23 protein-coding genes, 1 tRNA gene and 1 pseudogene are annotated in these 25,604 nt (G+C 52.0%); 16 read left to right on the top strand and 9 right to left on the bottom strand.

Annotation, left to right across the window (positions count from 1 at the left end; genetic code table 11):
• Positions 1-81: 81 nt before the first annotated feature.
• The 7 genes from hsdR to rpsU all read right to left on the bottom strand — a co-directional run bounded on the left by hsdR (position 82) and on the right by rpsU (position 9,375).
• Positions 82-3,600: a type I restriction-modification system endonuclease gene (gene hsdR, locus FLS37_RS15450; RefSeq protein ID WP_157670872.1), complete on the bottom strand. Its 3,519-nt coding sequence runs from the start codon at positions 3,598-3,600 to the stop codon at positions 82-84.
• A gap of 440 nt (positions 3,601-4,040) precedes the next feature.
• Positions 4,041-4,117 (bottom strand) — tRNA-Ile (locus FLS37_RS15445).
• Between the two features lie 49 nt (positions 4,118-4,166).
• A complete protein-coding gene (gene rpoD, locus FLS37_RS15440; RefSeq protein WP_157670871.1) occupies positions 4,167-6,101 on the bottom strand; it encodes an RNA polymerase sigma factor RpoD in 1,935 nt (644 codons plus the stop codon).
• Positions 6,102-6,220: 119 nt separating this feature from the next.
• Entirely contained in the window at positions 6,221-8,155 is a 1,935-nt protein-coding gene (gene dnaG / locus FLS37_RS15435) for a DNA primase (protein WP_157670870.1), read from the bottom strand.
• Positions 8,156-8,159: 4 nt separating this feature from the next.
• Positions 8,160-8,594 (bottom strand): GNAT family N-acetyltransferase, encoded by a 435-nt coding sequence (locus tag FLS37_RS15430; RefSeq protein ID WP_157670869.1) that lies wholly within the window; start codon positions 8,592-8,594, stop codon positions 8,160-8,162.
• A gap of 3 nt (positions 8,595-8,597) precedes the next feature.
• Positions 8,598-9,038, bottom strand: coding sequence for a GatB/YqeY domain-containing protein (locus tag FLS37_RS15425; RefSeq protein ID WP_157670868.1), 441 nt, complete (start codon positions 9,036-9,038; stop codon positions 8,598-8,600).
• A 124-nt stretch (positions 9,039-9,162) separates the two neighbouring features.
• Positions 9,163-9,375 carry a 30S ribosomal protein S21 gene (gene rpsU / locus FLS37_RS15420; RefSeq protein WP_157670867.1) on the bottom strand — a complete coding sequence of 71 codons (213 nt, stop codon included), beginning with the start codon at positions 9,373-9,375 and terminating at the stop codon, positions 9,163-9,165.
• Between the two features lie 175 nt (positions 9,376-9,550).
• Here rpsU and tsaD point away from each other — a divergent pair, with 175 nt between their 5' ends.
• Positions 9,551-10,576 (top strand): tRNA (adenosine(37)-N6)-threonylcarbamoyltransferase complex transferase subunit TsaD, encoded by a 1,026-nt coding sequence (gene tsaD / locus FLS37_RS15415; RefSeq protein ID WP_157670866.1) that lies wholly within the window; start codon positions 9,551-9,553, stop codon positions 10,574-10,576.
• 222 nt (positions 10,577-10,798) lie between these two features.
• Here tsaD and FLS37_RS15410 read toward each other — a convergent pair whose 3' ends face one another.
• On the bottom strand, positions 10,799-11,446 hold the full coding sequence (locus tag FLS37_RS15410; protein WP_157670865.1) for a fumarylacetoacetate hydrolase family protein: 648 nt from the start codon (positions 11,444-11,446) through the stop codon (positions 10,799-10,801).
• A 13-nt stretch (positions 11,447-11,459) separates the two neighbouring features.
• On the bottom strand, positions 11,460-12,380 hold the full coding sequence (locus FLS37_RS15405; protein WP_157670864.1) for a CobD/CbiB family protein: 921 nt from the start codon (positions 12,378-12,380) through the stop codon (positions 11,460-11,462).
• 195 nt (positions 12,381-12,575) lie between these two features.
• Here FLS37_RS15405 and FLS37_RS15400 point away from each other — a divergent pair, with 195 nt between their 5' ends.
• The 15 genes and pseudogenes from FLS37_RS15400 (at position 12,576) to FLS37_RS16960 (ending at position 25,474) form a co-directional block, all read left to right on the top strand.
• Positions 12,576-13,169 carry a superoxide dismutase gene (locus FLS37_RS15400; RefSeq protein WP_157670863.1) on the top strand — a complete coding sequence of 198 codons (594 nt, stop codon included), beginning with the start codon at positions 12,576-12,578 and terminating at the stop codon, positions 13,167-13,169.
• A 579-nt stretch (positions 13,170-13,748) separates the two neighbouring features.
• On the top strand, positions 13,749-15,695 hold the full coding sequence (locus FLS37_RS15395; RefSeq protein ID WP_157670862.1) for a glycosyl hydrolase family 18 protein: 1,947 nt from the start codon (positions 13,749-13,751) through the stop codon (positions 15,693-15,695).
• Between the two features lie 270 nt (positions 15,696-15,965).
• Positions 15,966-16,400: a type II secretion system major pseudopilin GspG gene (gene gspG / locus FLS37_RS15390; RefSeq protein WP_157670861.1), complete on the top strand. Its 435-nt coding sequence runs from the start codon at positions 15,966-15,968 to the stop codon at positions 16,398-16,400.
• Positions 16,401-16,413: 13 nt separating this feature from the next.
• The gene (locus tag FLS37_RS15385; RefSeq protein WP_157670860.1) at positions 16,414-17,592 is read left to right on the top strand and encodes a type II secretion system F family protein; all 1,179 of its coding nucleotides are present in this window, start codon (positions 16,414-16,416) and stop codon (positions 17,590-17,592) included.
• Positions 17,589-19,247 (top strand): GspE/PulE family protein, encoded by a 1,659-nt coding sequence (locus tag FLS37_RS15380; RefSeq protein WP_157670859.1) that lies wholly within the window; start codon positions 17,589-17,591, stop codon positions 19,245-19,247. The genes FLS37_RS15385 and FLS37_RS15380 overlap by 4 nt, the downstream gene beginning before the upstream one ends.
• On the top strand, positions 19,228-20,019 hold the full coding sequence (locus FLS37_RS15375) for a hypothetical protein (protein ID WP_157670858.1): 792 nt from the start codon (positions 19,228-19,230) through the stop codon (positions 20,017-20,019). Before FLS37_RS15380 ends, FLS37_RS15375 begins: the two co-directional genes overlap by 20 nt.
• Positions 20,016-20,594 carry a hypothetical protein gene (locus tag FLS37_RS15370; RefSeq protein ID WP_157670857.1) on the top strand — a complete coding sequence of 193 codons (579 nt, stop codon included), beginning with the start codon at positions 20,016-20,018 and terminating at the stop codon, positions 20,592-20,594. The genes FLS37_RS15375 and FLS37_RS15370 overlap by 4 nt, the downstream gene beginning before the upstream one ends.
• Complete coding sequence (locus FLS37_RS15365; RefSeq protein ID WP_157670856.1) at positions 20,591-21,115, top strand: hypothetical protein; 525 nt, start codon at positions 20,591-20,593, stop codon at positions 21,113-21,115. Before FLS37_RS15370 ends, FLS37_RS15365 begins: the two co-directional genes overlap by 4 nt.
• Positions 21,115-21,657, top strand: a complete 543-nt coding sequence (locus FLS37_RS15360; protein WP_157670855.1) for a hypothetical protein — start codon at positions 21,115-21,117, stop codon at positions 21,655-21,657. Before FLS37_RS15365 ends, FLS37_RS15360 begins: the two co-directional genes overlap by 1 nt.
• Positions 21,654-23,642 (top strand): secretin N-terminal domain-containing protein, encoded by a 1,989-nt coding sequence (locus FLS37_RS15355; RefSeq protein ID WP_157670854.1) that lies wholly within the window; start codon positions 21,654-21,656, stop codon positions 23,640-23,642. Before FLS37_RS15360 ends, FLS37_RS15355 begins: the two co-directional genes overlap by 4 nt.
• Positions 23,643-23,645: 3 nt before the next feature.
• Positions 23,646-24,119 (top strand): type II secretion system protein, encoded by a 474-nt coding sequence (locus FLS37_RS15350; protein WP_157670853.1) that lies wholly within the window; start codon positions 23,646-23,648, stop codon positions 24,117-24,119.
• Positions 24,109-24,486, top strand: a complete 378-nt coding sequence (locus FLS37_RS15345) for a type II secretion system protein (protein WP_232522639.1) — start codon at positions 24,109-24,111, stop codon at positions 24,484-24,486. The genes FLS37_RS15350 and FLS37_RS15345 overlap by 11 nt, the downstream gene beginning before the upstream one ends.
• Positions 24,461-24,988, top strand: a complete 528-nt coding sequence (locus FLS37_RS15340; protein WP_198314674.1) for a type II secretion system protein — start codon at positions 24,461-24,463, stop codon at positions 24,986-24,988. The genes FLS37_RS15345 and FLS37_RS15340 overlap by 26 nt, the downstream gene beginning before the upstream one ends.
• Positions 24,989-25,042: 54 nt before the next feature.
• Positions 25,043-25,273, top strand: a pseudogene (locus tag FLS37_RS17175) (transposase); the annotation flags it as partial.
• 54 nt (positions 25,274-25,327) lie between these two features.
• The gene (locus FLS37_RS16960) at positions 25,328-25,474 is read left to right on the top strand and encodes a hypothetical protein (protein ID WP_232522638.1); all 147 of its coding nucleotides are present in this window, start codon (positions 25,328-25,330) and stop codon (positions 25,472-25,474) included.
• Positions 25,475-25,604: the final 130 nt, after the last annotated feature.

Here is a 25,604-nt window from a genome sequence, read left to right as displayed (position 1 = left end):
ACACCAGCAAAAACAATGGCCAACTTTTTAAACCTTAAGCACACAATAGCAACATAAAGGCCATCAAAATGGCTACCACCCCTAGGCTGCTTGTGGCTCGCTAGCTTGCCAGAGCCCATCCGCCAAGGTTTCCAGCACGATAGGCAGTTGATTATCGAGGATTTTTTCCAACTGCTGCGCCCCACCATCTTTGCCAAAAGCATGATTCACAAAATCACGGTCGATGACGACTTCATGCGTCAACTGCTTGGCGATGCGGTCGAGCCATTTGCGCTGGATGGTATTCCAGTTGTGCAGCGCATAGATTTTTTGCATGGCGTTGGCGACCCGTTGCTCAAACGGCAGCAAGGCTTCGCCAATGGCGGCGCGGCGGATATAGCCAATGATGCTGGCGGCGATTTCCTGGTTGGTTGCGTTGCGCCACGCGGATTTGAGCGTGCTCTCGGTAAAGCCATTGGCATCTAGCAGCAGTTTGATTTCTTTGAGCTGGGCGCGGGTTAGGTCTTTGGGGCGATTCACCACCAAGCTGAGCGCTGCGGACTGATTGAGCGAGCGTTGGATAAAATCGGCAAAGCCTTCCAAATAATCAGTGGGCTTTTCGTACTTGCCGTAGGTTTGTTCACGCAGCACCAGCTCGTCTTTATGATGCGCAATCAATGGACGGTATTCGGTGCCGATGAGCACGCCCACCTCACTGAGCTGGTCTAACAGACGCGTATTGTGATTAATAAAGTCTACGGCTGCTTTGGGGCCTAGCTTGCGTAAATGCTCGTGCATTTTGGCGGGTTCAACGCCCCATTGTTGCTCTAGCTCAGTCAGCTTGTCTTTTAGTGCTGGATTTTTCTCGGCTTTTTTCTCGGCCTTGCGCAGCACGCGCATTACTTTTTGACTGACTGCGGCAAGCACATCATCTGCATGGGTTTTGCTTGGCGTACGGGCCTCATCACCAGCCGCTGCTGGCTGCTGCTCGGCGGGTGTGGTGTAGCTATCGGGATTGGCCAATTCATCGAGCAATTGCGCCAAAGTGATGTCTGGATTTTTCACCAAGGGCTTCATCGTGTTGACGTCTTCGAGCGCGGCGTAAATATCGACGGGGTCGTAGATTTTGAAAGCGGTTTTACCGATGCCGTCACAACGGCGCGTAGCGCGGCCTATCATCTGCTCGTATAAAATCCGCGAGCGAACGCGGCGCATAAACACTAGATGGCAAATCTTGGGCACGTCGATACCCGTGGTCAGCAAATCGACGGTAATTGCGATGCTGGGGTAGCGCTCGTTTTTGTATTGCTTAATCATCTGGGCGACTTTATCGGTCTTGCCAGTGATTTTTTGCACCGCAGCGGCGTTGTATTCGTCGCCGTAGACATCCTTGAATGCGTTATCGAGCAGGCGTTTCACCATATCGGCATGTGCATCGGTGGCGCAGAAAATCATGGTTTTTTCTTCGCCGAGCGGGTCGATTTCTTTGGCCAGCTCTTCGCAGATGACGCGGTTAAAGTCTTCGGTAATCACGCGGCGATTAAAACTTTCAACGTCAAAGCTTAGCTCGTCGCCAAGCTCTGCCACATCAATCGCACCAGTGCGCGTATCAATGACTGACACCGCCTCGCCTTTGGCAAAAGTAATCCCGTGTTTGCTCAGTTGGGTTTCGTAGCGAATTGGCGGTTCGTGGTCAATGAGCCAATCATCCGCCACCGCTTCACGGTAGCTGTAGGTGTAGACGGGCTTACCGAAAATATCACTGGTGTGTTTGGCAGGCGTGGCGGTCAGGCCGATTTTGACTGCGTCGAAATAATCGAGCACTTGGCGGTAGCGCGACAGGTATTGCGACTGGTCGCGCACGGCTTGTTCGCCCTCGGTCATTTCTTGGTCGAGCGTATAACCACGGTGGGCTTCGTCAACAATGATGCAGTCGTACTCGCCTACCAGTGGCGGCGAATCAGCGTCAAAAATGCGGCGCACCATAGCTTGTACTGTTGCGACCTGCACGCGGGTTTCGGCTTCTGCAGCCATATCGCCTAAATCAGCGATATTGTAGGCTTTGGAAAGAGGCAAGCCCTGCTCTAGCGGCGCTTCATTGAATGCATCAAGGGCTTGGTCGCCCAATGCTGTGCGGTCAACCAAAAACAAAATACGGCGGAAACGCTCGGCTTTCAGAAAGCGGTAAATTAGGCCGATGATGGTGCGAGTTTTGCCTGTGCCGGTGGCCATTGCGAGCAGGATATTGCGCTGATTATTCGCCAGTGCTATTTCAACCGACTCGATGGCGCGTTGCTGGTAATCGCGCACTTTCAGGTAGGCAAAGCCTTCAATTTTGAGCTTGGCTTCGGCGTCTTCGCGACTGCGCTTCAGCAAATCTAATAATTGGTCAGGCGCATGAAAATCCATCAAGGCCCGCGCCAGATTGGATGGGTGGCGCACATCACGGAACCAAGTGCCGCTCTGCTCCTGCAACTGCTTAAAGTAAGGGCGACCATTGCACGAGTAGACAAATGGAATCTGGAATAATGATCGTTGGCCGCTGTGGCTGCCATCAGACCAAGGTGCATTTAAGCCAGCCAGTTTCCACGCAGGCTGGTGCTGTGCATCAAGGCGATAATTGTGTGAATAGCGCTCCGCTTGGCCAATTTTACCGGCGACGTTTACATTTTCACGCTTAGCTTCCACCACGGCGATGGGCGTTAAACCTGCGAAGAGCACATAATCGGCTGATTGCATCCCAATGCACGGCCATTCGGCAATGGCTTTATTTTTGTTGCGTTCGGGACGAGCGCCTGCGGCATAGGTCAGCGTTTGCGTATCGGCCTCCCAACCTGCGGCATTGAGTTGCTGGTCGATAATGATGCGGGTGAGTTCTTCACTCAGCACAATCTGCTTGGCGGCGGCGCTAGTTTTCTTGCGCGTTTGGCTCGCCGTATCTTTGTTGATTTGCTGCTGCAAGGCGGCGATTTGCGCAGCGAATTCATTTTGAGCGGCGGCGAGCTTAGCTTCATGCTCGGCGGCCATTGCCTCAAAGGTACGGGCCTCTACATCCATTTGGGATGCCAGCACGGCATACTGCTCTTTCTCTTGGGCGATGAGCTCGGCTAATTGCTGATTGGTATCGAGTGCTTGCTGCGTATCGGTGAGTTGGCCACGCAATTGCTCAATTTGCTTTTGCAGTTCGCGTAATTCACCGCTAGGGTCAACTGGCGCAACGAACGGGCCGGCCTTAAATGCCGCGCCCTGCTTACCAAACGACTGGTGATACCAAATCGCCAATACGCGGGCGACTTTAAGTCCTTCCATGGCCTCTTTGTGCTGAGTCTGGAATTCGTGCGTCGCGCGGTTACCTTCGATGCGTAGCGTGTGAAACAACGTGCGGATTTCTGGCTCTAGCTCGCGGTTGAGCTTATAGAGCAAATCGCTTTGCGTGGTTTTGTCATCGAACTCGACACCATAGCGCACTGCCAAATCCTGCGCCAAGGCCTCGCCAAACTGGCGCAGCTTAATCAAGGTGGTATTGGGGTCACTGGCAAAGACTTGTTCGGCAGTCGAAACCAGTTGTATTAACAGCGCCGAGTGTTCGGCCAAGAACGCAAAGTTACTGCTTGGCATCATATACAGTATCCAGTTTTATCCCGCCTAACAGAGAGCCGGATGCTTTAAGCAAAGCCATTCAGTTCCCTTAAATGTGCAACAACAGGCTCAATCTGCAGTTATTAAAATCTGACCAATCAATTGAGATGCGCTTGAATGGAGCATAAGCAATAATCAGATTAAGCTACATACTGACACAAGGGTGACATCATAAATGATCAAGGATTACTCAGGCGATATTTCAGGCTATAAATTGCCAGCCATTTCATGATGAATGGGGGCAATATTTTGACGCTGCAGCGCGATCTCGGCCATAGCGGCTTGAAGATGGCAATGCGGTATGCGCACTTGTCGCCAGAGCATTTGCAAGAGGTTAGAAATTTGAATCCGCTGGCGCGGTTGACACTTGGTTGACAGTAGGAAAGAAAAAAGGACTTAGCCGAAGCTAAGTCCTTGATTTTTGGTGGGCCCACACGGACTTGAACCGTGGACCAAAGGATTATGAGTCCTCTGCTCTAACCAACTGAGCTATAGGCCCGTAATCTGCTTGAACTTGGACTTAATCAAAGTTCTGAAGAGGCGCTATTTTACTGCTCACTTGCCGCATTTTCAATGAAAGATTTCAATCTTTCTGAACGTGTTGGGTGACGCAGCTTACGCAGTGCCTTGGCTTCAATCTGACGGATACGCTCGCGCGTAACGTCAAATTGCTTGCCCACTTCTTCCAAAGTATGATCCGTACTCATATCGATACCGAAACGCATGCGCAGCACTTTGGCTTCGCGTGGCGTCAGTGTATCGAGCACTTCCTTGGTGGCTTCACGTAGGCCAGCGTATACGGCAGCATCAGCTGGGGCCATATTATTCTGGTCTTCGATAAAGTCGCCCAAGTGCGAGTCGTCGTCATCACCGATCGGCGTTTCCATCGAAATTGGTTCTTTGGCGATTTTCAAGATCTTGCGGATTTTGTCTTCCGGCATTTCCATGCGTTCAGCCAATTCTTCCGGCGTCGCTTCCAAACCAGTTTCTTGCAAGATTTGACGTTGGATACGGTTCATTTTGTTGATCGTTTCGATCATATGCACCGGAATACGAATCGTGCGCGCCTGGTCGGCAATCGAGCGAGTAATCGCCTGACGAATCCACCAAGTAGCATAAGTCGAGAACTTGTAACCACGACGATATTCGAATTTATCCACCGCTTTCATCAAGCCGATATTGCCTTCCTGAATCAAATCAAGGAATTGCAAACCACGGTTGGTGTATTTCTTCGCAATCGAAATTACCAGACGCAAGTTGGCCTCAATCATTTCACGTTTCGCACGGCGGGCTTTGGCTTCGCCGGTACTCATTTGGCGTGAAATTTCTTTCAGCTCTTTGATACTGATACGCGAATCGTCTTGCAGCTCGTTCAACTTCTGCTGCTTTTCCATGATTGCGTGCTTATAGCGATACATCACGCCGGAATAGCTATGCTCAGCGGCAATTTCTTCCGGCACCCACGTCAAATCGGTTTCACGACCCGGGAACACTTTAATAAAGTGCTCGCGCGGCATGCCGACACGGCGAGTACACAGATCCATAATCTGGCGCTCGTGCGTACGGATATCGTCAACCATGCCACGCATCACATCACATAGCGATTCAACTTGGCGTGCAGAGAAGCGGATAGTCTGGAATTCCGCAGCAATCGCTTGTTGGTATTCTTGGTATTTCGGGCTATTGGTACCGTCTTTATCCAAAGCTGCTAACATCTTGGTATAAAGATCACGAACACGCTCAAAACACTCGCGCGCTTGCGTTTTCAGTAACTCAAGATTGGCACTGGCTGCAGCAGCACCACCGTCGTCTTCATCTTCGTCTTCGTCGCCATCCGATTCATCAGCAATTGCATCTGGATCGGGTAGATCTGGCTCTTGCTCTTCTTCCTCAACGGCGTTCGGATCGATAAAGCCATCAATCACATCGTCGATGCGGATTTCATCGTTCAAACCCTGATCAACAAGATCGATAATCTGGCCAATGGTCGTCGGGCATGCAGAAATGGCGGTAATCATATGGCGTAAGCCGTCTTCGATCCGCTTGGCGATTTCGATTTCGCCTTCGCGAGTCAGCAGCTCCACCGTACCCATTTCGCGCATATACATGCGGACTGGATCAGTGGTGCGACCAAACTCGGCGTCAACCGATGATAGCGCCGCTTCGGCTTCCTCGGCTGCATCTTCATCGGCCACTGCTGCTGGCGCATCCGACATCAACAGGTCTTCAGCGTCAGGTGCTTCATCGTAGACCTGAATGCCCATATTGGAGATCATGCTGATAATGCCTTCGATTTGCTCGGCATCCAACATGTCTTCTGGGAGGTGGTCGTTGATTTCGGCGTACGTAAGGTAGCCGCGCTCTTTACCGAGCACAATCAGCGTTTTGAACTTGGCCTTACGCGCCTCAGGGTCCAGTTTTTCTGGTTCCGATTTGCCGCTCAATTCAGGATTTTCTTTGTCGTATTTTTTATCTGCTGCCATGACTCTACTTGGTGTGTCTAGCAAAACCGAAAATTATACCAGAACCGGGGTACTCTTGTCCCGAAGCTCTGGTCCGTTTGGCAAAAATTTTGCCATTCCTGCCAAAAACAATCACTACATCACTTTCGCAGCAAGAGCGCCAAATACTCCTCGCGCTCCTCGTCAGTCAAACCGCCATTGGCGTCGCGATATTCCAGCTGCGCCTTGCGATCCAGTGTAGAACTCCGATCCTGACTTTGCGCCGCTGTTTGCAAGGTATCTTGCAATTCGGCCAAAAGCTCAGCCTCGTCAAAGCGGTCAAACATACCCTGCGATTCTGCCTGCACTTGCAATAAGCGCGCGTACAGCGGCTCATCGCGCCAATGTTCGAGCAAAGCTTGTGGCAATACTTCCGGCTGAGTGCGCACATACTGCAATACAGCCCGCACCAGCCCGGCAAATCCTTGCTGCGGCCAATCATTTTCTAAAGACTCGCAGTGTGCGAGCAAAGCTGGCCGAAACAGGATGAGCTGCAATACCCGCAACAATGGATCTTGCCGTGGTCGCGGCGGTAAAGGTACTCGCTGCGGCTCATCATTGCGCCAGCGTTTCCCCTGTCCGCCCGAATAACTTCCTTTGGGCTGCCAGGGCTTTTGTTGGAACGATCGTCTCTGACGCTGAAATCCAGCATACTGAGTAGCATTATCCATTGCAAAATCAGCAGATACATCACCAGTGTATTGCTCTACAGAATAATTACCAGCTGACTTAGCAGCAGATACCCCGGATAACAATAGACTCATTTCTTCCATGGTCAGCTGACATAACTCGGCCAGACGTTTACTCAGCATCAGTTTCAAGATGGGGGCAAGACTCAGTTGTTCAAGATAAGGCTGCGTCAAACGCAATAATTTTGCCCGCCCCTCTTCCATCGTCAGATCAACCTGAGCCGACAACTCTTTAAGCAGATATTGCGACAACGGCAAAGCCTCTTGGGCGATCAGCTGCTCAAATTGCGCCTTACCAAATTGCTGCACATACGAATCAGGATCATGCTCGGCCGGCAAAAATAGAAAGCGCAATTCCTTACCATCACGCACTTCGGGCATGCTGTTTTCTAGCGCCCGCCATGCTGCACGACGCCCTGCTTTATCGCCATCAAAGCCAAACACCACTTCGTCAGCCAATTTGAGTAGTTTGCGGATGTGCTCGGGCGTACACGCCGTCCCCAACGAGGCCACCGCGTACTCGACGCCGTGCTGATGCAGCATCACCACATCCATATAGCCTTCAGCAACCAGCACTCGCCCATGATCACGAATCGCTGCGCGTGCCTGCGGCAGACCGTACAGCTCACGACCTTTTTCAAACACTGGCGTTTCTGGCGAATTAAGATATTTCGGCTCGCCCTGCCCCATCACACGCCCGCCAAAACCAATGATTTGACTGCGCTGATTCATAATCGGAAACATCACCCGATCGCGAAAACGATCATAGCGACGCTTACTGTCTTCCTTATCAATCACCAAGCCAGCCTCAGCGAGCACCTTATTCCAGTCATAATCTGGAAACGCCAACCTCAAAGGCTGCCATTCATCACCACCCGGCGCAAAACCCAAACCAAAGCGCGCCGCAGTTTTACCGGTGACACCGCGTTTTTTGAAATATTCAATCGCTTGCGGTGCAGTTTTGAGCTGCGCACGGTAAAAATCAAATGCCGTTTTTAGCACATCATAAATACCGGGGGCTTTTTTCTGCTCTTCAGTTTGCGGCCTATCCTCCACCGGCACCTGCATGCCCACCGATTCAGCCAGCTGACGCACCGCATCGGGAAAACTCAGCGCTTGATGCTCCATCACAAAACTCAAGGCCGAGCCGTGCGCGCCGCAGCCAAAGCAGTGATAAAACTGCTTGGTTTGACTCACAGTAAAGGAAGGGGATTTTTCTTTATGAAACGGGCAGCAGGCCATGTAATTCTGGCCCGCTTTTTTGAGCGGCAAATAGCGCTCAACCACGTCAATAATATCTACGCGGTTGAGCAAATCCTGAATGAAATCCTCTGGAATACGCGCCATTTAGCTAATCCGGAGTCGCAACAAAGCCAATTTTGACACCATCTTGAAAACCGCATCGGCGATAAAAATCCACCACGCCAGCAGTACGCGCACTCGTTGACAGCATCACCTTGTAGCAAGAGCGCTGCCAGGCCTCAGCCAAAGCTGCTTGCAAAACTGCGCGGCCATAACCCTGCCCACGAAAGGCAGCCAAAGTCACCACATTCTCGATCAGCCCATACGGCCGCGCATTTCGACTTAAATTGGGCACAACAAGCAGCGTGCACGTTGCAACCAACACACCATCAAGCTCTTTAACCCACACCAAAGAACCTGAACGCAGCTGCACCCACGTCGACTCGACAGCCACCGGATCCAGGACTGGATCTTCCGGATTCAATTCGCGCATAAGGCGCAAATAGGCAGGCAAATCTGCCTGCCCAGCCAATCGGACAGTCACGCCTTAAGCCAGACGCGCTTTAATCAGCTTGCTGACCTCAGCCATATCAGCGCGGCCAGCCAGCTTGGGCTTAAGATCACCCATGATTTTGCCCATGCTCGCTGGCGTACTGCCATGCGTTGCAATCGCATCATCAAGGAATACAGCAATTTCTTCGGCGCTTAATTGTTGTGGCATATAGCCCATCAGGACTTCAACTTCGCTTTTTTCCTTGTCCGCCAAATCCTGGCGCTGCGCCGCTTCAAATTGCGAAATACTGTCTTTGCGCTGCTTGATCATTTTCTCAACAATTGCCGCCACGTCAGCATCGGTCAATTCAATACGCTCATCCACTTCGCGCTGCTTCATCGCGGCCAGCAACAAGCGAATCGTACCCAAACGCTCAACCTGTTTTTCTTTCATCGCTGTTTTCATATCAGCGGTAATTTGCGCTTTCAAACTCATTTTTGACTCCAATCTAGCGTGCATCAACGAGGTGCAACAGTAGCAAACACAAAGGGTATAAACAACAAAAGGTCGCACATGGCGACCTTTTGCTTATTGCTGCAAGCTTTAACTAAGGATGAGCTTAGTAGAGTTTTGCTGGCAATTGCTGGCTACGCAGACGTTTGTGTTGGCGCTTAACAGCGGCAGCCAATTTACGTTTACGTTCAGCAGTTGGCTTCTCGTAGAACTCGCGAGCACGAAGTTCGGTGAGCAGGCCAGTTTTTTCAACAGAACGCTTGAAGCGGCGCATTGCTACTTCGAATGGTTCGTTTTCTTTAACGCGAACTGAAGGCATTAATCGAGTCCTGTAATAAAAAGCTATAGCCAAAAACGGCTAGAGAAACTAGTAAAGGGTGGCATTATCCCCAATTTCTCCACACTTGTCAAAGCCAGAAAACCATCTTGTGCTTTATTGTTGCGTCCACGCCAGCTACCATATTGTTTTTGTGGCTTCTTCGGGTTGGCAACACATGCTGGTTTTGGGAATTGAATCATCTTGCGACGAAACAGGGGTCGCATTATACGATACCGAGCACGGTTTACTCGCACACCAACTGCATACCCAGATCGCTATGCACAGCGAATACGGCGGCGTTGTACCCGAGCTGGCGTCGCGCGACCACATCCGCCGCGTACTACCCTTAACAACGGCCTGCCTGCAAGACGCCCAACGCCACCTGGCCGATATTGATGCGATTGCCTACACTGCAGGCCCCGGCCTTGCCGGAGCATTGCTGGTGGGCGCCTCCGTAGCCAATGCCATGGCGTTTGCACTGAACAAACCCACGATTGCCGTTCACCATCTGGAAGGCCACCTGCTCTCACCATGCCTGGCCGATCCGGCGCCACAATTTCCTTTTGTCGCGCTACTGGTTTCCGGCGGACATACCCAACTGATGGCCGTGCATGGCGTAGGCCACTATGAATTGCTCGGCGAAACGGTCGACGATGCGGCTGGCGAAGCATTTGATAAATCAGCCAAACTACTGGGCCTGGGTTACCCGGGCGGACCGGCGCTTTCAAAACTGGCCGACACCGGCGACGCAAGCCGCTTCACCCTACCCCGCCCGATGCTGCATTCAGGCACGCTGGACATGAGTTTTTCCGGACTAAAAACCGCCGTTCTTAATTTAGTGACGCAGCAAAGCAAAGACGCCGCACTGGACGACGCCACCCGCGCCGATATTTGCGCGGCTTTTCAAGCGGCGATTGTTGAAGTACTGGTCAAAAAATCGCTCGCCGCTCTCAAACAGACCGGTATGAAACGTCTGGTCATTGCCGGCGGGGTTGGCGCTAATCGTCAATTGCGCGCCGCGCTGGACGACGCGGCAAAAAAACGCAAACTGGAAGTATTTTATCCACCGATGGCACTGTGCACCGACAATGGCGCAATGATTGCCTACGCGGGTGCTCAACGCCTGCAATTTCAGCAGACAGCCGGCTCATTTGCGATTCAGCCACGCTGGGATTTGGCCAGCCTGGATAAGGTAAGCTAGGGTATAGCCATGAAGGCCAATGCTGATAAGCCCCCCAGCCAATACCCAACCTTATTCTGAAATAGGTAGCTGGCAAGTTTCTCTGCCCGCAGTGCAACACCAAGGCCTGTGCCAAACGGTTCCGCTACAAGACGGGGCACCTTAACTTAAGAATGCGCGATAGCGCGGGCAGCAAAAAACCGCCACACCGGCGGTTTTTTATTCAGTACAAACCAGACCAACTCAGACGACCGCGAAGCTTTCCTGCACAAGGCCCGGCCAGTTGAGCGTCAGTACATCTCCAGCCACAATCGGGCCCACACCCTCGGGCGTACCGGTATATATCAAATCGCCTGGCTGCAGGGTAAATTTACCCGACAGCCACGCAATCAGCTGCGCCACCGAAAAAGCCATGTCCTGCGTGTTGGCAGCCTGACGCAATTGACCATTAATAGCGAGCGTAAACACCTGATTCGCCGGATCAAGACCTTCTGCAGCCACAAAGCGGGTCATCACCGCGGCACCGTCAAAACCCTTGGCCAAAGTCCATGGATTACCCGCTTTTTTGGCCTGCGCCTGCACATCACGCGCGGTCAGATCCAGCCCCAGCGCATAGCCAGCCACATGATTGAGCGCATCGGCCTCGGCAATCTGCCTACCGCCCCGGCCAATCAAAACCAGTAGTTCAAGCTCATGGTGCACATCACGCGACCACGATGGCAGGACAATCGCTTCACCACTTTGCAACACGGCGGAATTGGGCTTGATAAAGAACATCGGCTCCTCAGCAATAACAGAACCCATTTCTTTGGCATGCGCCAGATAATTGCGAGCGACACAGAAAATATTATTGGCAGTATATTGCTGTGCACCAAGCTGGATAATAGCCATAGCGATATACCCCTTAAGACAACCACTGAGCGATCGAGAAAAGCAAGATCACCGCCAACCACAAAATGGCTGCCCGCCACACCAGCGCCACCGCACTCACCAGATCATCGGTGCTGGCTTGCGCACCCACCCCCAACTCGGGACGGAATTTCACCGTGTGATCCTGATGCAGCGCCTCACCAAGGCGCACCCCCAACGCACCCGCGGCCGAGGCCAGCAAAATACCGTAATCCTGATCCATCCATTGCGCCGCCTGTTCGCGCCAGCAATACACTGCGTCCTCAAAGTTACCAACAATCGCAAAGCTGACTGCAGCCAGACGCACTGGAACAAAATCAAGCACATCCATCGCCGTATCGGCAAAACGGCCAAAAGCATCGCCATGACCGCCCCACTTTTGCTGCAGCAAGCTTGCCGCACGATACAGCACCGCCCCGGCAGGGCCAGCAAACCACGACAAGACGACAAACCAGAAAATCGTGCCAAATACATAGCGGTGCGAATCAATCACCCCCTGCTCGATTGTCAAACGGGCGATTTCCGGCTCGCTCAACTCGGACGTCGATTGGCCAGTCCAATCGGCCAGCATCTGGCGCGCACCATCCAGATCATCGCGCTGCAAGGCTTTGGAGATCCCGGTAAAGGCATAGCTAAACTGGCGAAAACCCATTAATAAATACAGAACCAACACATTCCACAACATGGCCGCCACAAAACCCAGCTCGGCCAGCAGCACATACCCCCCCACCGCCCCCAGCAGCAACGGGATCACAGCGAGTAGCCAGGCATATACCCCATTGCGATACTCGCCCGCATTCAGATTGCGCGCCATTTGATTGGCAATACGCACAAACAGCAGGTAGATGGGATTGCGGTTACTAATCGGACGCAACTGTTCGAGGGCCAAAGCCAAAATCAACGATAAAATACTCATAGCTCACCATGATGAAGGGCCATTCACCAACCTGCAGCAAATAGCCAACTACTTTTTGCGCCCAGCTTGCTGCGACACGAATACTTTCACGATACCATAGCGCACGAGAGCAAACCAAACAGAACAATGCCTCTTGAAAAATGTCGCCACAGCGCCATATCTCAAACGATGACCACCCAACCGGAGAAAAACCTCATGGAACACAAATTACCCGAACTGCCGTACGCACAAGACGCCTTGGCACCTTTCATGTCGGCTGAGACTTTGTCATTTCACTACGGCAAACATCATCAAACCTACATCACCAATCTGAACAACCTGATCAAGGGCACCGACAACGAGAGCAAATCGCTCGAAGAAATCGTAAAAACCGCCCCAGCAGGTGGCTTGTACAATAACGCCGCACAAACCTGGAACCACACTTTCTTCTGGTTCGGTTTTGCACCTAACGCAGCTGGTGAAGACCGCGCACCTGCTGGCGCACTGGCTGACGCCATCAACGCCAAATGGGGTTCTTTCGACGAATTCAAGAAAGCATTTAACGCATCAGCTGCTGGCAATTTCGGCTCAGGCTGGACTTGGCTGGTGAAAAAAGCCGACGGTAGCGTCGACATTGTTAACACTGGCGCAGCAGGCACACCGCTGACCACAGCAGATACCGCGCTGCTGACCTGTGACGTTTGGGAGCACGCTTACTACATCGACTACCGCAACAGCCGCCCGAACTACTTGGAAGGCTTCTGGAAACTGGTTGACTGGAACGTCGTAGCTGACCGTTTTGCGGCCTAATTTCCACAGCAGCGACACAAAACGGTAAATAAATTTACCTGAATAAAAAATAAAAAGAGCGCCAAATGGCGCTCTTTTGTTTTTTGTTTCACCGCAAAAAATACCACCGCGAATTTTAACAACCAAGCTGAAAAGTGGTATTAGCCAAGCAAATCATAAGGTCTTCAAAGCAATCATCGCCCTACAATCGGACACCGTCGCCCACCTCCCTTTCCAACTGGTACTATTCACACTTTGTACACCCCAACAAAAACTTACAATACACAAAAGAGCAAGCCTTGATTGGGTTTGTCTGTGAAGCCGCACTATTGACAACATTTCCGTAGTCTGCAAAATTACCGCTACACAACGATCAGATCGACACCTAACCCAAGTGTTTTCAGATTTGAATGTTGAGGTGACTGGTATCTAAAAAAACCGCCAGCACCGAATGTTTACAATCGGCAAATCTCTCGCTCGTGCGCAAAACGACGATCAAGTGATGTGTTCCTACCGATTGTAAGTCGCAAGCGGCTTTTGCCACCTTGTTTGCAGTTAGTAAACAAAACGACGCCCATTCTAAGGATGAGAGGAAACACAATGAACTTTCGTTTAACCGCAATTTCTGCTGTTGTTGCATTCGCTTCATCAGCTTCTTTCGCTGCTACCGCTTGGAACAGCACCACCGTTTACACTGGTGGCGAGATCGTGACCTACCAAGGTACCGACTACAAAGCTAAATGGTGGACACAAGGCAATGTACCAGGCGCAGAACAATGGGGCCCTTGGGAAGCACAAGGTCCTGTAAGCGCAACACCAGTTCCTACAGCGACAACTGCACCAACCGCTACACCAGTCACCACTGCAACTAGCGCTCCGACAGCAACACCAAAACCAACTGCAACACCAGCGGTTGGCACTTGTGTTGACGCAGCATGGAACAGCTCAACTGCATACACCGGTGGCCAGAAAGTAAGCTACAACGGCCGCACTTACCAAGCACAATGGTGGACTAGCGGTGATCAGCCAGACCTGAACACTGGTTCAGGCAAACCTTGGAAAGATCTGGGCGCTTGCGGTCCAGTCGTTGCTACACCAACACCAACCGCAACTGTTGCTCCAACTGCAACACCAGTTGTAACTGCTACACCAACGCCAACTGCTACACCAGTAGTTACAGCCACACCAACAGCCACACCAGTTGGCCCAACACCAACACCAACACCAGTAGTAACACCGACCGTGCCACCAAGCACTGGCGCAAAACAAGTTGGTACTTACTTTGCTGAATGGTCAATCTACGGTCGTAAATTCTTCCTGAAAAACGTACAGGACAGCGGCCAAGCAGCCAAACTGACCTTCCTGAACTACTCGTTCGGTAACGTTTACAAACAAGCTGATGGCACTTACAAGTGTCAAGCCAACATCAATAAAGCTGAAACTGGCAACCAGGACGGCGGCGATGCTTGGGCGCTGTACCAAAAAGGTTTTGCTGCTAACGAGTCAGTTGACGGCGTAGCTGATGCTTGGGGTCAAGATGGCAAAGGCAGCCTGAAAGGTAACTGGAACCAGCTGAAAAAACTCAAAGCCAAAAACCCGAACATGAAAGTGTTGATTTCTTTGGGTGGCTGGACTTGGTCTAAATGGTTCTCTGCAGCAGCATCAACTGATGCACTGCGTAAGACTCTGGTGGCTTCTTGTATCGACGTGTGGATCAAAGGCAACTTGCCATTTGATGCCGCATCGAACGCAGGTGGCGCAGGTACAGGCGCTGGCGTATTTGACGGTATCGATATCGACTGGGAATACCCAGGCGTTCAAGGTATCGGCACCAACACTGTTTCGCCTGCTGACAAAGAAAACAACACCTTGCTGATGAAAGAATTCCGCGAACAGCTGGATGCTATCGGCTCACAAACTGGCAAACGCTACTTACTGACTGTTGCAATCGGTGCTGGCGACGAGAAAATTGCTGCAACCGTACCAGGTGAATACAGCAAATACCTCGACTGGATCAACATCATGTCTTACGACTACAACGGCGGCTGGGATGCTGCAGGTCCAACAGACTTCCAGTCTAACCTGTACCAAGACCCTGCAAGCCCACGCACTGTGGATCCGAAAACTGGCAAAGTGAGCAAGTACTACACTGACGCTGCTGTGAAAGACTTGATCGCACGCGGTGTACCAGCTGTTAAATTGCACATCGGCGTTCCATTCTATGGCCGCGGCTGGACTGGCGTGACTAACGTCAACAACGGTCTGTACCAAAAAGCGACCGGCGCAGCGAAAGGTACTTACGAGTCAGGCATCGAAGACTACAAAGTACTGAAAACTGCACCAGGCACTGAGTACATCCACCCAGTTACTCAGCAAACCTACAAGTTTGACGGTTCAACTTTCTGGTCTTATGACACACCACGTGACATCAAACTGAAAGCTGACTACGCCAAATCAATGGGCATGGGCGGTATCTTCAGCTGGGAAGCAGATGGCGACACGGCCAACGGCGAGCTGGTTGAAGCAATGACTCACATCAACAAGTAATTAATCAAGTTACAAACCACCTTGAAAACCCCAACTTTGGTTGGGGTTTTTTTATTAAAATCCTGACAAAATATTTACATCGGCATATTACACGCTCCAAGCCCACCACCCAGGCCAAGTAAATGAGCAAGGCCGCATAAATACAGGGGTTTTCAGTTGCACAACCGACGAAAAAGCCTTGATTTTCAGGCTAATTGACAGTTAGGATGTCAGCTAGAGGATGGCAACAAATTACATCTCGATAAAAAAGATACCCACACGAGATTCATTATGAAAAAGCTTCGTTTTCCGCGTTTGGCTCAATCTGGCTTCACCTTGCTGGAGCTGCTGGTCGTTCTGTTGATTATCGCTTTGCTGGCTGGTTATGTTGGCCCGAAACTATTTGGCGAGGTTGGCAAGGCCAAAACCAAAACTGCGGCCAGTCAGATGAAATCGATTGCCGATGCCCTTGACCATTACCGCCTCGATACGGGCCGCTATCCAAGCACCGAACAAGGCCTCAATGCGCTGGTTATAAAGCCCGCTGACGAGAGCAAATGGAACGGCCCCTACCTGATGAAAGACGTGCCGAACGATCCTTGGGATAAGCCATACGAGTACCGTATTCCTGGCGAAAATGGTCGCGACTATGATTTGCTGACCTACGGCCTGGATGGCAAAGCAGGCGGTACAGGCGAAGACGCTGACGTTAGCTACTGGCAATAACGGTTAGCGCGATATGCACTACAAGGTTAAAGCCCTCGCAGCAGGCGTGCTGCAGGAACTAGAGCTGGATGCCGCCAATCCGGACGAGTTGCGCAGCCAGCTGGCCAGCAAAGGCCTGCAACTCGTCAGCTTTCAGGCCGAGCGTCAGCTGGGTTTTTCATTCGGTAAAAATGAATTCCAGGTTTCGCTCTTCACCCAAGAGCTGATTGCCCTGCTCGAAGCCGGCTTGACTCTAGTTGAGGCCATGGAAACGCTGAAAGACAAAAGCGGCCATGACCAGAACCGCACCGTGCTAACCCGCATGATTGAAGGTCTGTATCAGGGTCTGCCTTTGTCCAAAGTACTGGCGCAAATGCCCAATCTGTTTCCGCCGCTGTATATTGCAACCGTGGGCTCAGCAGAAAAAACCGGCCATCTGGCCGACGCGCTCAAACGCTATCACCACTATGAAACGCGGCTGGCTGCGGTAAAGAAAAAGATCGTTGCCTCGCTGGTTTATCCTTTGGTGGTGATCGGCATTGGTGGCAGCATTATGCTGTTCCTGCTGTTTTACGTGATTCCAAAATTCAGCCAGATTTATGCCTCGATGCGCAATCTGCCATTTGCCGCCCAAGTGATGTTGTGGTGGGGTGATCTGGTTCACCTGCACGGGCAAGTGATTTTTGCTAGCATCATCGCCACGCTGGTCGGTGGCTATTTGCTGTTTAAAACCGACGCGGCACAAACCATGTTGCGCGAAATCTTCTGGAAGCTGCCCAAGCTCGATAGCTATCGCCGGCTGTTTTCACTGACCCGGTTTTATCGAACCCTTGGTTTGCTGCTGTCCGGTGGTCTGTCGATTGTTGCGGCACTGGAGCTGGCGGCACAGCTACTGCCCGCACAGATGCGGCTGGCACTCTCGCAAGCACTGGTTGATATCAAATCCGGCCAGCAAGTTTCAGCGACCTTGCCCAAATACGGACTGACCACACCAGTGGCCGAACGCCTGCTGCGCGTAGGCGAGCAAAGTGGCGAATTGGCCACCATGATGGAGCGCGCGGCGCAGTTTTGCGATGAAGAGCTGGATCGGGCCATTGAAATGTTCACCCGCCTGTTCGAGCCGATTCTGATGTTGATCATCGGCATTCTGATTGGCGGCATCGTATTTTTGCTTTATATGCCGATTTTTGAGTTGGCCGGGAATATGCAATGAGCGAACTCACGCTTGATCTTATCCAGCATCTGCGCACGACGGGCGGCAATCAGCCGCTGCCGATGCTGGTTCAGCAGTCACTTGGCTTAACCGACGAGGGGTATTGCTCTGAAGTCAGCAGCTACCTTGGCATTCCAGCCATTACCCGGGAGGAGTTATACCAACTCAAACCGCGTTATGACTTGCTGTCGTTTGGCGATGCTGCGGCACACCACTGTTTTCTAGCCGAAAGCTCGCAACATGGCAGCGTGCTGGTCATGTCGGATCCATTCAGCCCGGTGGTGCGCAACTGGGCACAGCAACGAATTACCGTTGCCTTCCGCTCGGCGTTCGCGCATTACGAAGTACTGCAAACTTACTTCAACGAATATGAAACCTCGCACCGGGCGATGGAGCAACTGGGCGGCGGCGAAAGTGCTGAAATCAGCAATGATGGTGTTACCGAGATTTCGCTCTCGACGCTGTCGCAAGACGCTAACCCGGTCGTCAAACTCGTCAACTCAACGCTCTACGATGCGCTCAAAGCCAAAGCATCCGACATTCACATGGAAACCACCCCATCGGGCATGACCATCAAATACCGGATTGACGGGGTGCTGCTGCATGCGGGCGGCACCAATGGTGCGGATAAAGCCGAACAGATTATCTCCCGTCTGAAAGTACTGGCCGAGCTGGATATTTCTGAACACCGGATTCCCCAGGACGGGCGCTTTAAAGCGTTGATCAATAATCGCGATATCGACTTTCGTGTCTCAATCATGCCGTCCATCCACGGCGAAGATGCCGTATTGCGGATTCTGGACAAACAAGGCGGCGGCGATACGTTCAAGCAATTGCGCCTTGAAACGCTAGGTCACGAAGAGCAAACGATGGCCGCCATCCGCGGCCTCTCCCACGAGCCCTATGGCCTACTGCTAGTTACCGGCCCGACTGGCTCGGGTAAATCAACGACGCTGTACGCCACGCTATCCGAAATTAATAATGGTGAAGAAAAAATCATCACTATTGAAGACCCGGTCGAGTATCAGCTGCCTGGCGTCTTGCAGATTCCGGTGAACGATAAAAAGGGCCTGACTTTTGCCCGCGGCTTGCGCTCGATTTTGCGGCACGATCCGGACAAAATCCTGGTCGGCGAGATTCGGGACGGTGAAACCGCCAATATCGCAGTGCAGGCGGCGCTGACCGGCCACTTGGTACTGACTTCGGTGCACGCCAATAATGCCTTCTCGGTCATTGATCGTTTTATTCATATGGGCGTAGAGCCAAACAGCTTTGTCGATGCCTTGATTGGCGTTGTTGCCCAGCGGCTGATCCGTAAAGTCTGCCCGCATTGCGTGGGCGACGATCAACCCGAAGAGAGTTTGCTGATCAGTTCGGGTTTAAACACAGAACAGGTCAAGGGCTGGAAGTTTCGCAAAGGTGCTGGCTGCCCCGCGTGCCGCAATACTGGCTATCTGGGCCGCAAAGCGATTGCCGAGGTCTTGCGTCTGGACGATGACATGAAGCAGGCCATTGCCAATCACGCACCCGCCGTTGAACTAAAAAAAATCGCCTTGGCAAAAGGCTTTGTCTCGATGCGACAAATCGCGGTGAACGCGGTTTCTCGTGGTGAAACCACCTTGCAGGAAATCAACCGTGTCACCTTTGTTGATTAAACATCACGCCTGCTTTGGCAAGCAACGCGTCCGGCTAAGCAGCCTGTCCCTGTCAGGGGAAGTACTCAGCCGTCGCCGTGGCACAATTGATCCATCACCGGATGTGCTGGTATCACGACTGCAGGATTTGCTGAGCAATACGCCGCGCGGCAAGCTGGGGCTGGATCAGATCAAACTGATTTTTGGCTCGCCCTGGGTGCGTTACGCGTGTCTGCCATGGCAGGACTCGCTCAATAAAGATGCGGACTGGGAAAATTATGCCCGCATTATTCTGGCTCAGCAGTATGGCGTCAGCGCTGAAAACTGGCGGATTCGTGTCTCAGCGGGCGCCTATGGCAAACCACGCGTTGCCGCAGCGATTGAAGAAGGCCTATATCAGACCATCGTCGAGCTCTGCCGCGCCAGCAAGCTCAAACTGGCCGAAGTTGAACCACTATTTACTACCGCATCCAATCAGCATCGCCGCGCGATGAAAGATCGCGAACACGCGCTGATGGTGGTGGAAACATCGCATGCCATTGTCGGTTTTTACCGTGAAAATGCGTGGCAAGGTGTGATTGCACTGCCAATCCAGATCGACAACGCCGAAATGGCAGGCTCATTGTCAGCCATTGTTCGCGAAGCGGCGGTGTTATCCGGTCAATTTTTGCCGGAACATATTTATCTGACTTCGTCCGATCTGGCGCTATCGAGTATCAAGGCTGCAGATTTTGATTTTGAATGGCTAGGTGCGGCACATCCGCAGTTTATCGCTGGCGAGGTTCACGCATGAAAACCTTGCAACTTGATTTTAACCGCAACCCCAGCGTAGTCCCTTGGCTTGGTTTGCTCCTCACTGTAATTGGCATTGTTGCGGTACTGTGGGTGATGACCCAGCTGGATGTTGCCAAGGAAAACAAGACACAAATCGAGATTCGCGAAGACGAAGTCGCCTTGCGGATCAAACAGCTGGAAAGCAAGCGCCTTGCAGCGCAACAGGCCTCTCCAGTATCGGAAAAAGTGGGTAAGATTGTGCTGTCGCAAACATTCAACCCAGAAGCCGGGATTGCCATACTGGAAGAAGTCTGGCTACCAGAAATAGCGCTGACCCGGCTGGAAGTGGCCAATCTGGAACGAGATATCAAGCTGGAACTGGAAGCCAAAACTCTGAATGATGTTCTGCTCTTTGTGGATCGGCTTAATCAGCACCCAGCAGTCAAACAAGTCTCTTTAGCGCGCAATTCAAGCAAGGTTGGCGATCCGTTCAAACCTGCTGTCGCATCGATTGAGATTTTCTGGCGCGATGACCGCCCAAGCGAGACCAAAGCCTCGGCAATCACTAGCGTATCAACAGGAGCTGCACGATGAAAAAATCGCAAATGCTCTACTACCTGCGGCTGATTCCCAAGTACGCAGGGGTGCTGGGTCTGGCTGGTTTGGGTTTACTCGGTTTTGCCTTGTTGCTGTATACGCAGGATCTGAAACCGTACGAACGGGATCTGGCAGAGCGTGAAGTCGAGCTAGAGCGAAAATTCCGCTCCTTACGCACGCCCGTTGAAGCCAGCAGCGTCGCGGCAGAGTTACCCAAGCTCAATCAGGCCGATACCTTCACTTTCTTTTTGCGCCGACTGAACGAAGTTGCGCAAAAAAATCAGGTTGACATCAATCAGGTCGATTACAAATCGCAAGTAGAAGCCGATGGCAAGCTCAAACGCTTTAGCATGCAGTTCCCGGCAACGGCACGGTACATTCAATTCCGCCGCTTTACAGCAGCCATGGAACAGATCCCGGGTGTGCGAATCGAAGCAATCAATATGCAACGCCAGTCGATTGGCGACGAACAATTGTCCATCCAAATCCAGCTCTCATATCTGACGGAGGTACGTTGATGCTATCCCGTCCTATGCAGTTTGTGCTGGGGGGCACACTGGCTTTAACGGCTTATACATTCTGGAGCGATTCGCAGCATGAGGCCGAGCTGGAGTCGACCGCCAGACCTGCGCCGCGCAGTATCGCCAGTGCGATCAAGCCCAACTTGGTCGCATCGGCAGCGAGTACAGCTAGCAGCATTGCAAGCAGTGCCAGCGAAGCCATGAGCCTTTCCGATTTATTTCCAAAACAAAACTGGGCTCCGCCGCCGCCAAAACCGACTGCGGTTCCAAAACCGACCCCGACGCCGATACCCGTGGCGCCGCCATTTCCATTACAAATCACATCAACCTGGCACGACAAAGTCAGCGATTACTATGTACTGGAAGGTCAAGGCCAATCTCTGGTTTTTTGTTCGCGTTGCGACACTCTGGGCCGCATCCAGCCAGGAGACTCCTTTATGGGGGTCTATCGGCTAGATAAACTAAGCCGTGATGTTCTGACGATTACCTATTTACCACTTAATCAGCAGCAGTCGCTGCCGACAGGAGGAACGCCGTGAAACGTGCGTTAATGACCTCAATTATTTCTCTGGCCTTTCTGGGCGGCTGTGCAGCAGACATGGCACGCTATGAAGCAGAAAATCAGCTCGATGCGGGCAACCCGGAAGCAGCACTCAAAACATTGAAAGCGCAGCTTGCCAGCTCGCCCAATGATCTGAAGCTGCGCGGGGCTTATCAAAACAACGTTTACAAGTTCGTTCTGAACTTGCTGGCGCAAGGCGATCAGGCTCGTCAACAAGGCAATACTGCGCTGGCCATGAGCAGCTACCAGCAGGTTTTACAGTGGGACAGCAACAATATCCGCGCGCAGGAAGGGATTCGTTATATTGAAATCGGGATACGTCACGATTCCATTTTGCGGTATGCGCGTGAGAACAAGGATAGTAAGCCTGATGAAGTCCTCGGAATTGTCAGCCAAGTTTTGCTGGATAATCCGCGCAATGTGCAAGCACAAACGATTAAAAATGAAATCGAAAATCGCAAGTCACGTGAGGTTAGTCTGCGCCCAGCTTTGGCTCAAGCACTGAAAAGCCCGATTTCTTTGCAGTTTCGCGATCAGAGTATGATGAGTGTCTTTGACATCATCTCCAGGATTGGCAAAGTCAATTTCATTTTTGACAAGGATATTCCGCCAAATCTGAAAACGACGATTTACGCCCGTGATACCACAGTGGAAGACGTCATCAATCTAATTTTGGCAACCAATCAGCTCGACAAAAAAATCCTTAACGACAACACCATCCTGATTTATCCGCGTCGCCCGGATAAAGATCGTGATTACAAAGACATGGTGATGCGGACATTCTATTTGTCCAATGCCGACCCGAAACAGGTTCTGGCCATGATCAAACAGATGGTCAAAACCCGCGACGTTTATATTGACGAGCGATTGTCGATGCTGGTGATGCGCGATACGCCGGATGCCATCGCCGTGGCCGAGCGTCTGATTGCCGCGCAGGACTTGCCGCAGTCTGAAGTGCTGATGGATGTGGAAATCCTCGAGGTCAGCAATAGTGATGTACTGGATCTGGGTATACTCTATCCAGGCAGTGTCAGTGGTACTGTCTATGGCAATACCATCGGTAGCACACCGGTTACAGTAACCAACACTGACGGCAGCAAAACCACAACAACGCCCACTAAAGTGGCCGGACAAATCACGCTGGATCAAATCAGTAATATCAACAAAAGCGACATCCTGGTTAATCTGGGCGCGCCAACAGTTACTGCCAATCTGCTGCAATCAAAAGGCAACACTAATGTATTGGCCAATCCGAAAATTCGCGTAAAAAATCGCGACAAAGCCAAAATCCTGATTGGTGACCGGGTACCTGTTGTGACGACAACCACCTCCAATGGCGTGAGTAGTGAAAGTGTCAACTACCAGGATGTCGGTTTAACGCTCAATGTCGAACCGGTAATGACGGTGGATAATGAAATCAGCGTCAAGGTCAATCTTGAAGTTTCCAACATCGTGCGTTCGATTACGAGCAAAACGGGGCTGATCGCCTATCAGATCGGTACTCGCCGCGCCGAAACCAATATGACGGCACGCGATGGCGAAACCCAGATACTGGCCGGCTTGCTATCACGCACCGAAACCGATAGCGGTCAGGGCCTGCCTTTCCTGAGCAGCTTGCCAGTGCTGGATCGTATTTTTGGCACCAAAAAAACCGAAAACAACAAGTCCGAGATTATTCTGCTGATCACGCCACGCGTTGTCCGCTCGCTGCCACTACCGTCATCGCATATCACCAGCTTTGACAGCGGCACAGAAGGTATGATCAGTACCGATCCATTGCGTTTACGTCCATCGTCGACGTTCAATATTAATAATCAGGGTGGACAAGCTGGCACCTATATTCCACCTGCCCCTGCTCCAGCGCCAGAAGTTCAACCTGCGGCTCCCCAGCCCCAGGCGCCAACAGATGGCAATAGCAGTCAGCCCACGCAGCCTTTTACGCGTGGATCACGAGGACGCTAAGCGGTGAAATTGCAACGCGGCTTTACCCTGATTGAGCTGATGGTCACGCTGACCATTCTGGCTGTACTTGCGACAGTGGCTTTACCATTGTCGCAAGTCGCTTCGACCCGGAACCGGGAAGAAGAGCTGCGCCGCTCGCTCTGGCAAATCCGCAGCGCCATTGATCAATACAAGCTGGCCAGTGATGCAGGCAAAATCAGTAAATCACTGGAAGATTCAGGCTATCCACCTACGCTGGATATTCTGGTCGAGGGCAGTAAAGATCTGAAAGATCCGGGCGGGCGCAAGATTTACTTCCTGCGCCGTATGCCGCGTGACCCATTTTGTGATTGCCCTAGCAAGAGCAATGCACAAACCTGGGGCCTGCGCAGCTATGCCAGCCCGCCAGAAGCCCCTGCCGAAGGTCGTGACGTGTATGATGTCTATTCTTTATCCCGCAATATTGGATTAAATGGTGTTAGCTACCGTGATTGGTAAGTCCCGTCGATTTGGTTTCACCCTAATTGAACTACTGGTGGTGCTGGCGATTATGGCCAGCCTACTCACTTTGGTGGTCCCTCGCTATTTCCAGCAAACCGATCGGGCACAGGAAACCGTGCTTAAACACAATCTGGTTGCCGTCCGTGAAGGGATCGACAAGTTTTTTGCCGATACTGGCCGCTATCCAAATAGCCTGGATGAAATGGTCGAGCGTAAATACCTGCGTGAAGTCCCGCTTGATCCAATCACCAACCGCCGTGACAGCTGGGTCATTATCAACGCCGAAGGCTCGCCTGGCGTTTACGACATCCGTAGCGGCTCTGATGCAACGGCTAAAGATGGCACGCTTTACAATACCTGGTAAGCAACCGGCAAGCCAAAGCCGACTCAAGCGCACGCAACAAGGCTTTGCCTACATGTGGGCCTTGATGATGGTGCTGGTGATGAGTATTTATCTGGGTCAGGTCGGCGAAGCATGGCAGAACCGCATTCAGCGCGCCAAGGAAGAAGAGTTGCTGCGCATGGGCGCTGAAATCAAAATGGCGGTCAAACGCTACAATGAAAACAATATTGGCGACAATCCGCAAACCGCCTACCCCAAAACGCTGCAAGATCTGGTGCAAGACCCGAGAGTCGCTTTTCCCAAACGCTATTTGCGCAAAGCCTACAAAGACCCGATTACAGGTGATGACTGGCAATATATTGGTGCGCCCGGTGGCGGGTTTGTCGGTGTAGCCAGCAAATCGGTTTTAAAGCCGCTCAAGAACGCCAATTTCCCCGAAGACACCCCCGGCTTTGTCGATGCCAAATCGTATCAGGATTGGCGCTTTGCGCATTGGCCCAACCGGGGTGGCGGGCGCCGCTAATTCCTCAGTAAGCATCCAGCTGGCCCACATTGAATAGCCGTATTGCTCCTTGAGATGATCGTGTCCACGATAAACTTAGGTGGACACATGGACGCTATACTCCCACTTCAATCAACACCCAGTAGAGCTCGTCGCAAGCACAGCCCCGAGTTTAAGGCCGCTGTGCTGGCAGCTTGTCACCAACCCGGTGTTTCAGTCGCAGTCATCGCGCGCCAATATGACCTCAACGATAACATCGTACATAAATGGTTGGCCGATGCGCGCCGCAGTACAGATCCAGAGTCTTCGTCGTTAACGAATTCTCATGACGTATCTCCAGCCTCACCAGCATTGACCTTCATGCCGATCCAAATCGCTGATACGCCAACTCCAGCATTTGCACCCATTCGTTTGCACTTTCACCAAGGTCAACGCGATTTAAGCATTGAATGGCCCGCCGATCAGGCGCAGGCCTGTCTGGCTTTAATTCAGGCTTTGTTGCGATGATTCGTAAGCATCCAGCTGGCCCACATTGAATAGCCGTATTGCTCCTTGAGATGATCGTGTCCACGATAAACTTAGGTGGACACATGGACGCTATACTCCCACTTCAATCAACACCCAGTAGAGCTCGTCG

This window comes from Chitinibacter sp. GC72, from assembly GCF_009760905.1.
Classification (GTDB): Bacteria; Pseudomonadota; Gammaproteobacteria; order Burkholderiales; family Chitinibacteraceae; genus Chitinibacter.
This window is presented reverse-complemented; position numbering and strand designations above follow the sequence as displayed.

Bases quoted from the DNA above. Each gene is read 5' to 3' on its own strand.
- hsdR (WP_157670872.1), bottom strand. From the start codon at position 3,600: ATGATGCCAAGCAGTAACTTTGCGTTCTTGGCCGAACACTCGGCGCTG.
- rpoD (WP_157670871.1), bottom strand. From the start codon at position 6,101: ATGGCAGCAGATAAAAAATACGACAAAGAAAATCCTGAATTGAGCGGC.
- dnaG (WP_157670870.1), bottom strand. From the start codon at position 8,155: ATGGCGCGTATTCCAGAGGATTTCATTCAGGATTTGCTCAACCGCGTA.
- FLS37_RS15425 (WP_157670868.1), bottom strand. From the start codon at position 9,038: ATGAGTTTGAAAGCGCAAATTACCGCTGATATGAAAACAGCGATGAAA.
- rpsU (WP_157670867.1), bottom strand. From the start codon at position 9,375: ATGCCTTCAGTTCGCGTTAAAGAAAACGAACCATTCGAAGTAGCAATG.
- tsaD (WP_157670866.1), top strand. From the start codon at position 9,551: ATGCTGGTTTTGGGAATTGAATCATCTTGCGACGAAACAGGGGTCGCA.
- FLS37_RS15410 (WP_157670865.1), bottom strand. From the start codon at position 11,446: ATGGCTATTATCCAGCTTGGTGCACAGCAATATACTGCCAATAATATT.
- FLS37_RS15405 (WP_157670864.1), bottom strand. From the start codon at position 12,380: ATGAGTATTTTATCGTTGATTTTGGCTTTGGCCCTCGAACAGTTGCGT.
- FLS37_RS15400 (WP_157670863.1), top strand. From the start codon at position 12,576: ATGGAACACAAATTACCCGAACTGCCGTACGCACAAGACGCCTTGGCA.
- FLS37_RS15395 (WP_157670862.1), top strand. From the start codon at position 13,749: ATGAACTTTCGTTTAACCGCAATTTCTGCTGTTGTTGCATTCGCTTCA.
- gspG (WP_157670861.1), top strand. From the start codon at position 15,966: ATGAAAAAGCTTCGTTTTCCGCGTTTGGCTCAATCTGGCTTCACCTTG.
- FLS37_RS15385 (WP_157670860.1), top strand. From the start codon at position 16,414: ATGCACTACAAGGTTAAAGCCCTCGCAGCAGGCGTGCTGCAGGAACTA.
- FLS37_RS15380 (WP_157670859.1), top strand. From the start codon at position 17,589: ATGAGCGAACTCACGCTTGATCTTATCCAGCATCTGCGCACGACGGGC.
- FLS37_RS15370 (WP_157670857.1), top strand. From the start codon at position 20,016: ATGAAAACCTTGCAACTTGATTTTAACCGCAACCCCAGCGTAGTCCCT.
- FLS37_RS15365 (WP_157670856.1), top strand. From the start codon at position 20,591: ATGAAAAAATCGCAAATGCTCTACTACCTGCGGCTGATTCCCAAGTAC.
- FLS37_RS15360 (WP_157670855.1), top strand. From the start codon at position 21,115: ATGCTATCCCGTCCTATGCAGTTTGTGCTGGGGGGCACACTGGCTTTA.
- FLS37_RS15340 (WP_198314674.1), top strand. From the start codon at position 24,461: ATGGCACGCTTTACAATACCTGGTAAGCAACCGGCAAGCCAAAGCCGA.
- FLS37_RS16960 (WP_232522638.1), top strand. From the start codon at position 25,328: ATGCCGATCCAAATCGCTGATACGCCAACTCCAGCATTTGCACCCATT.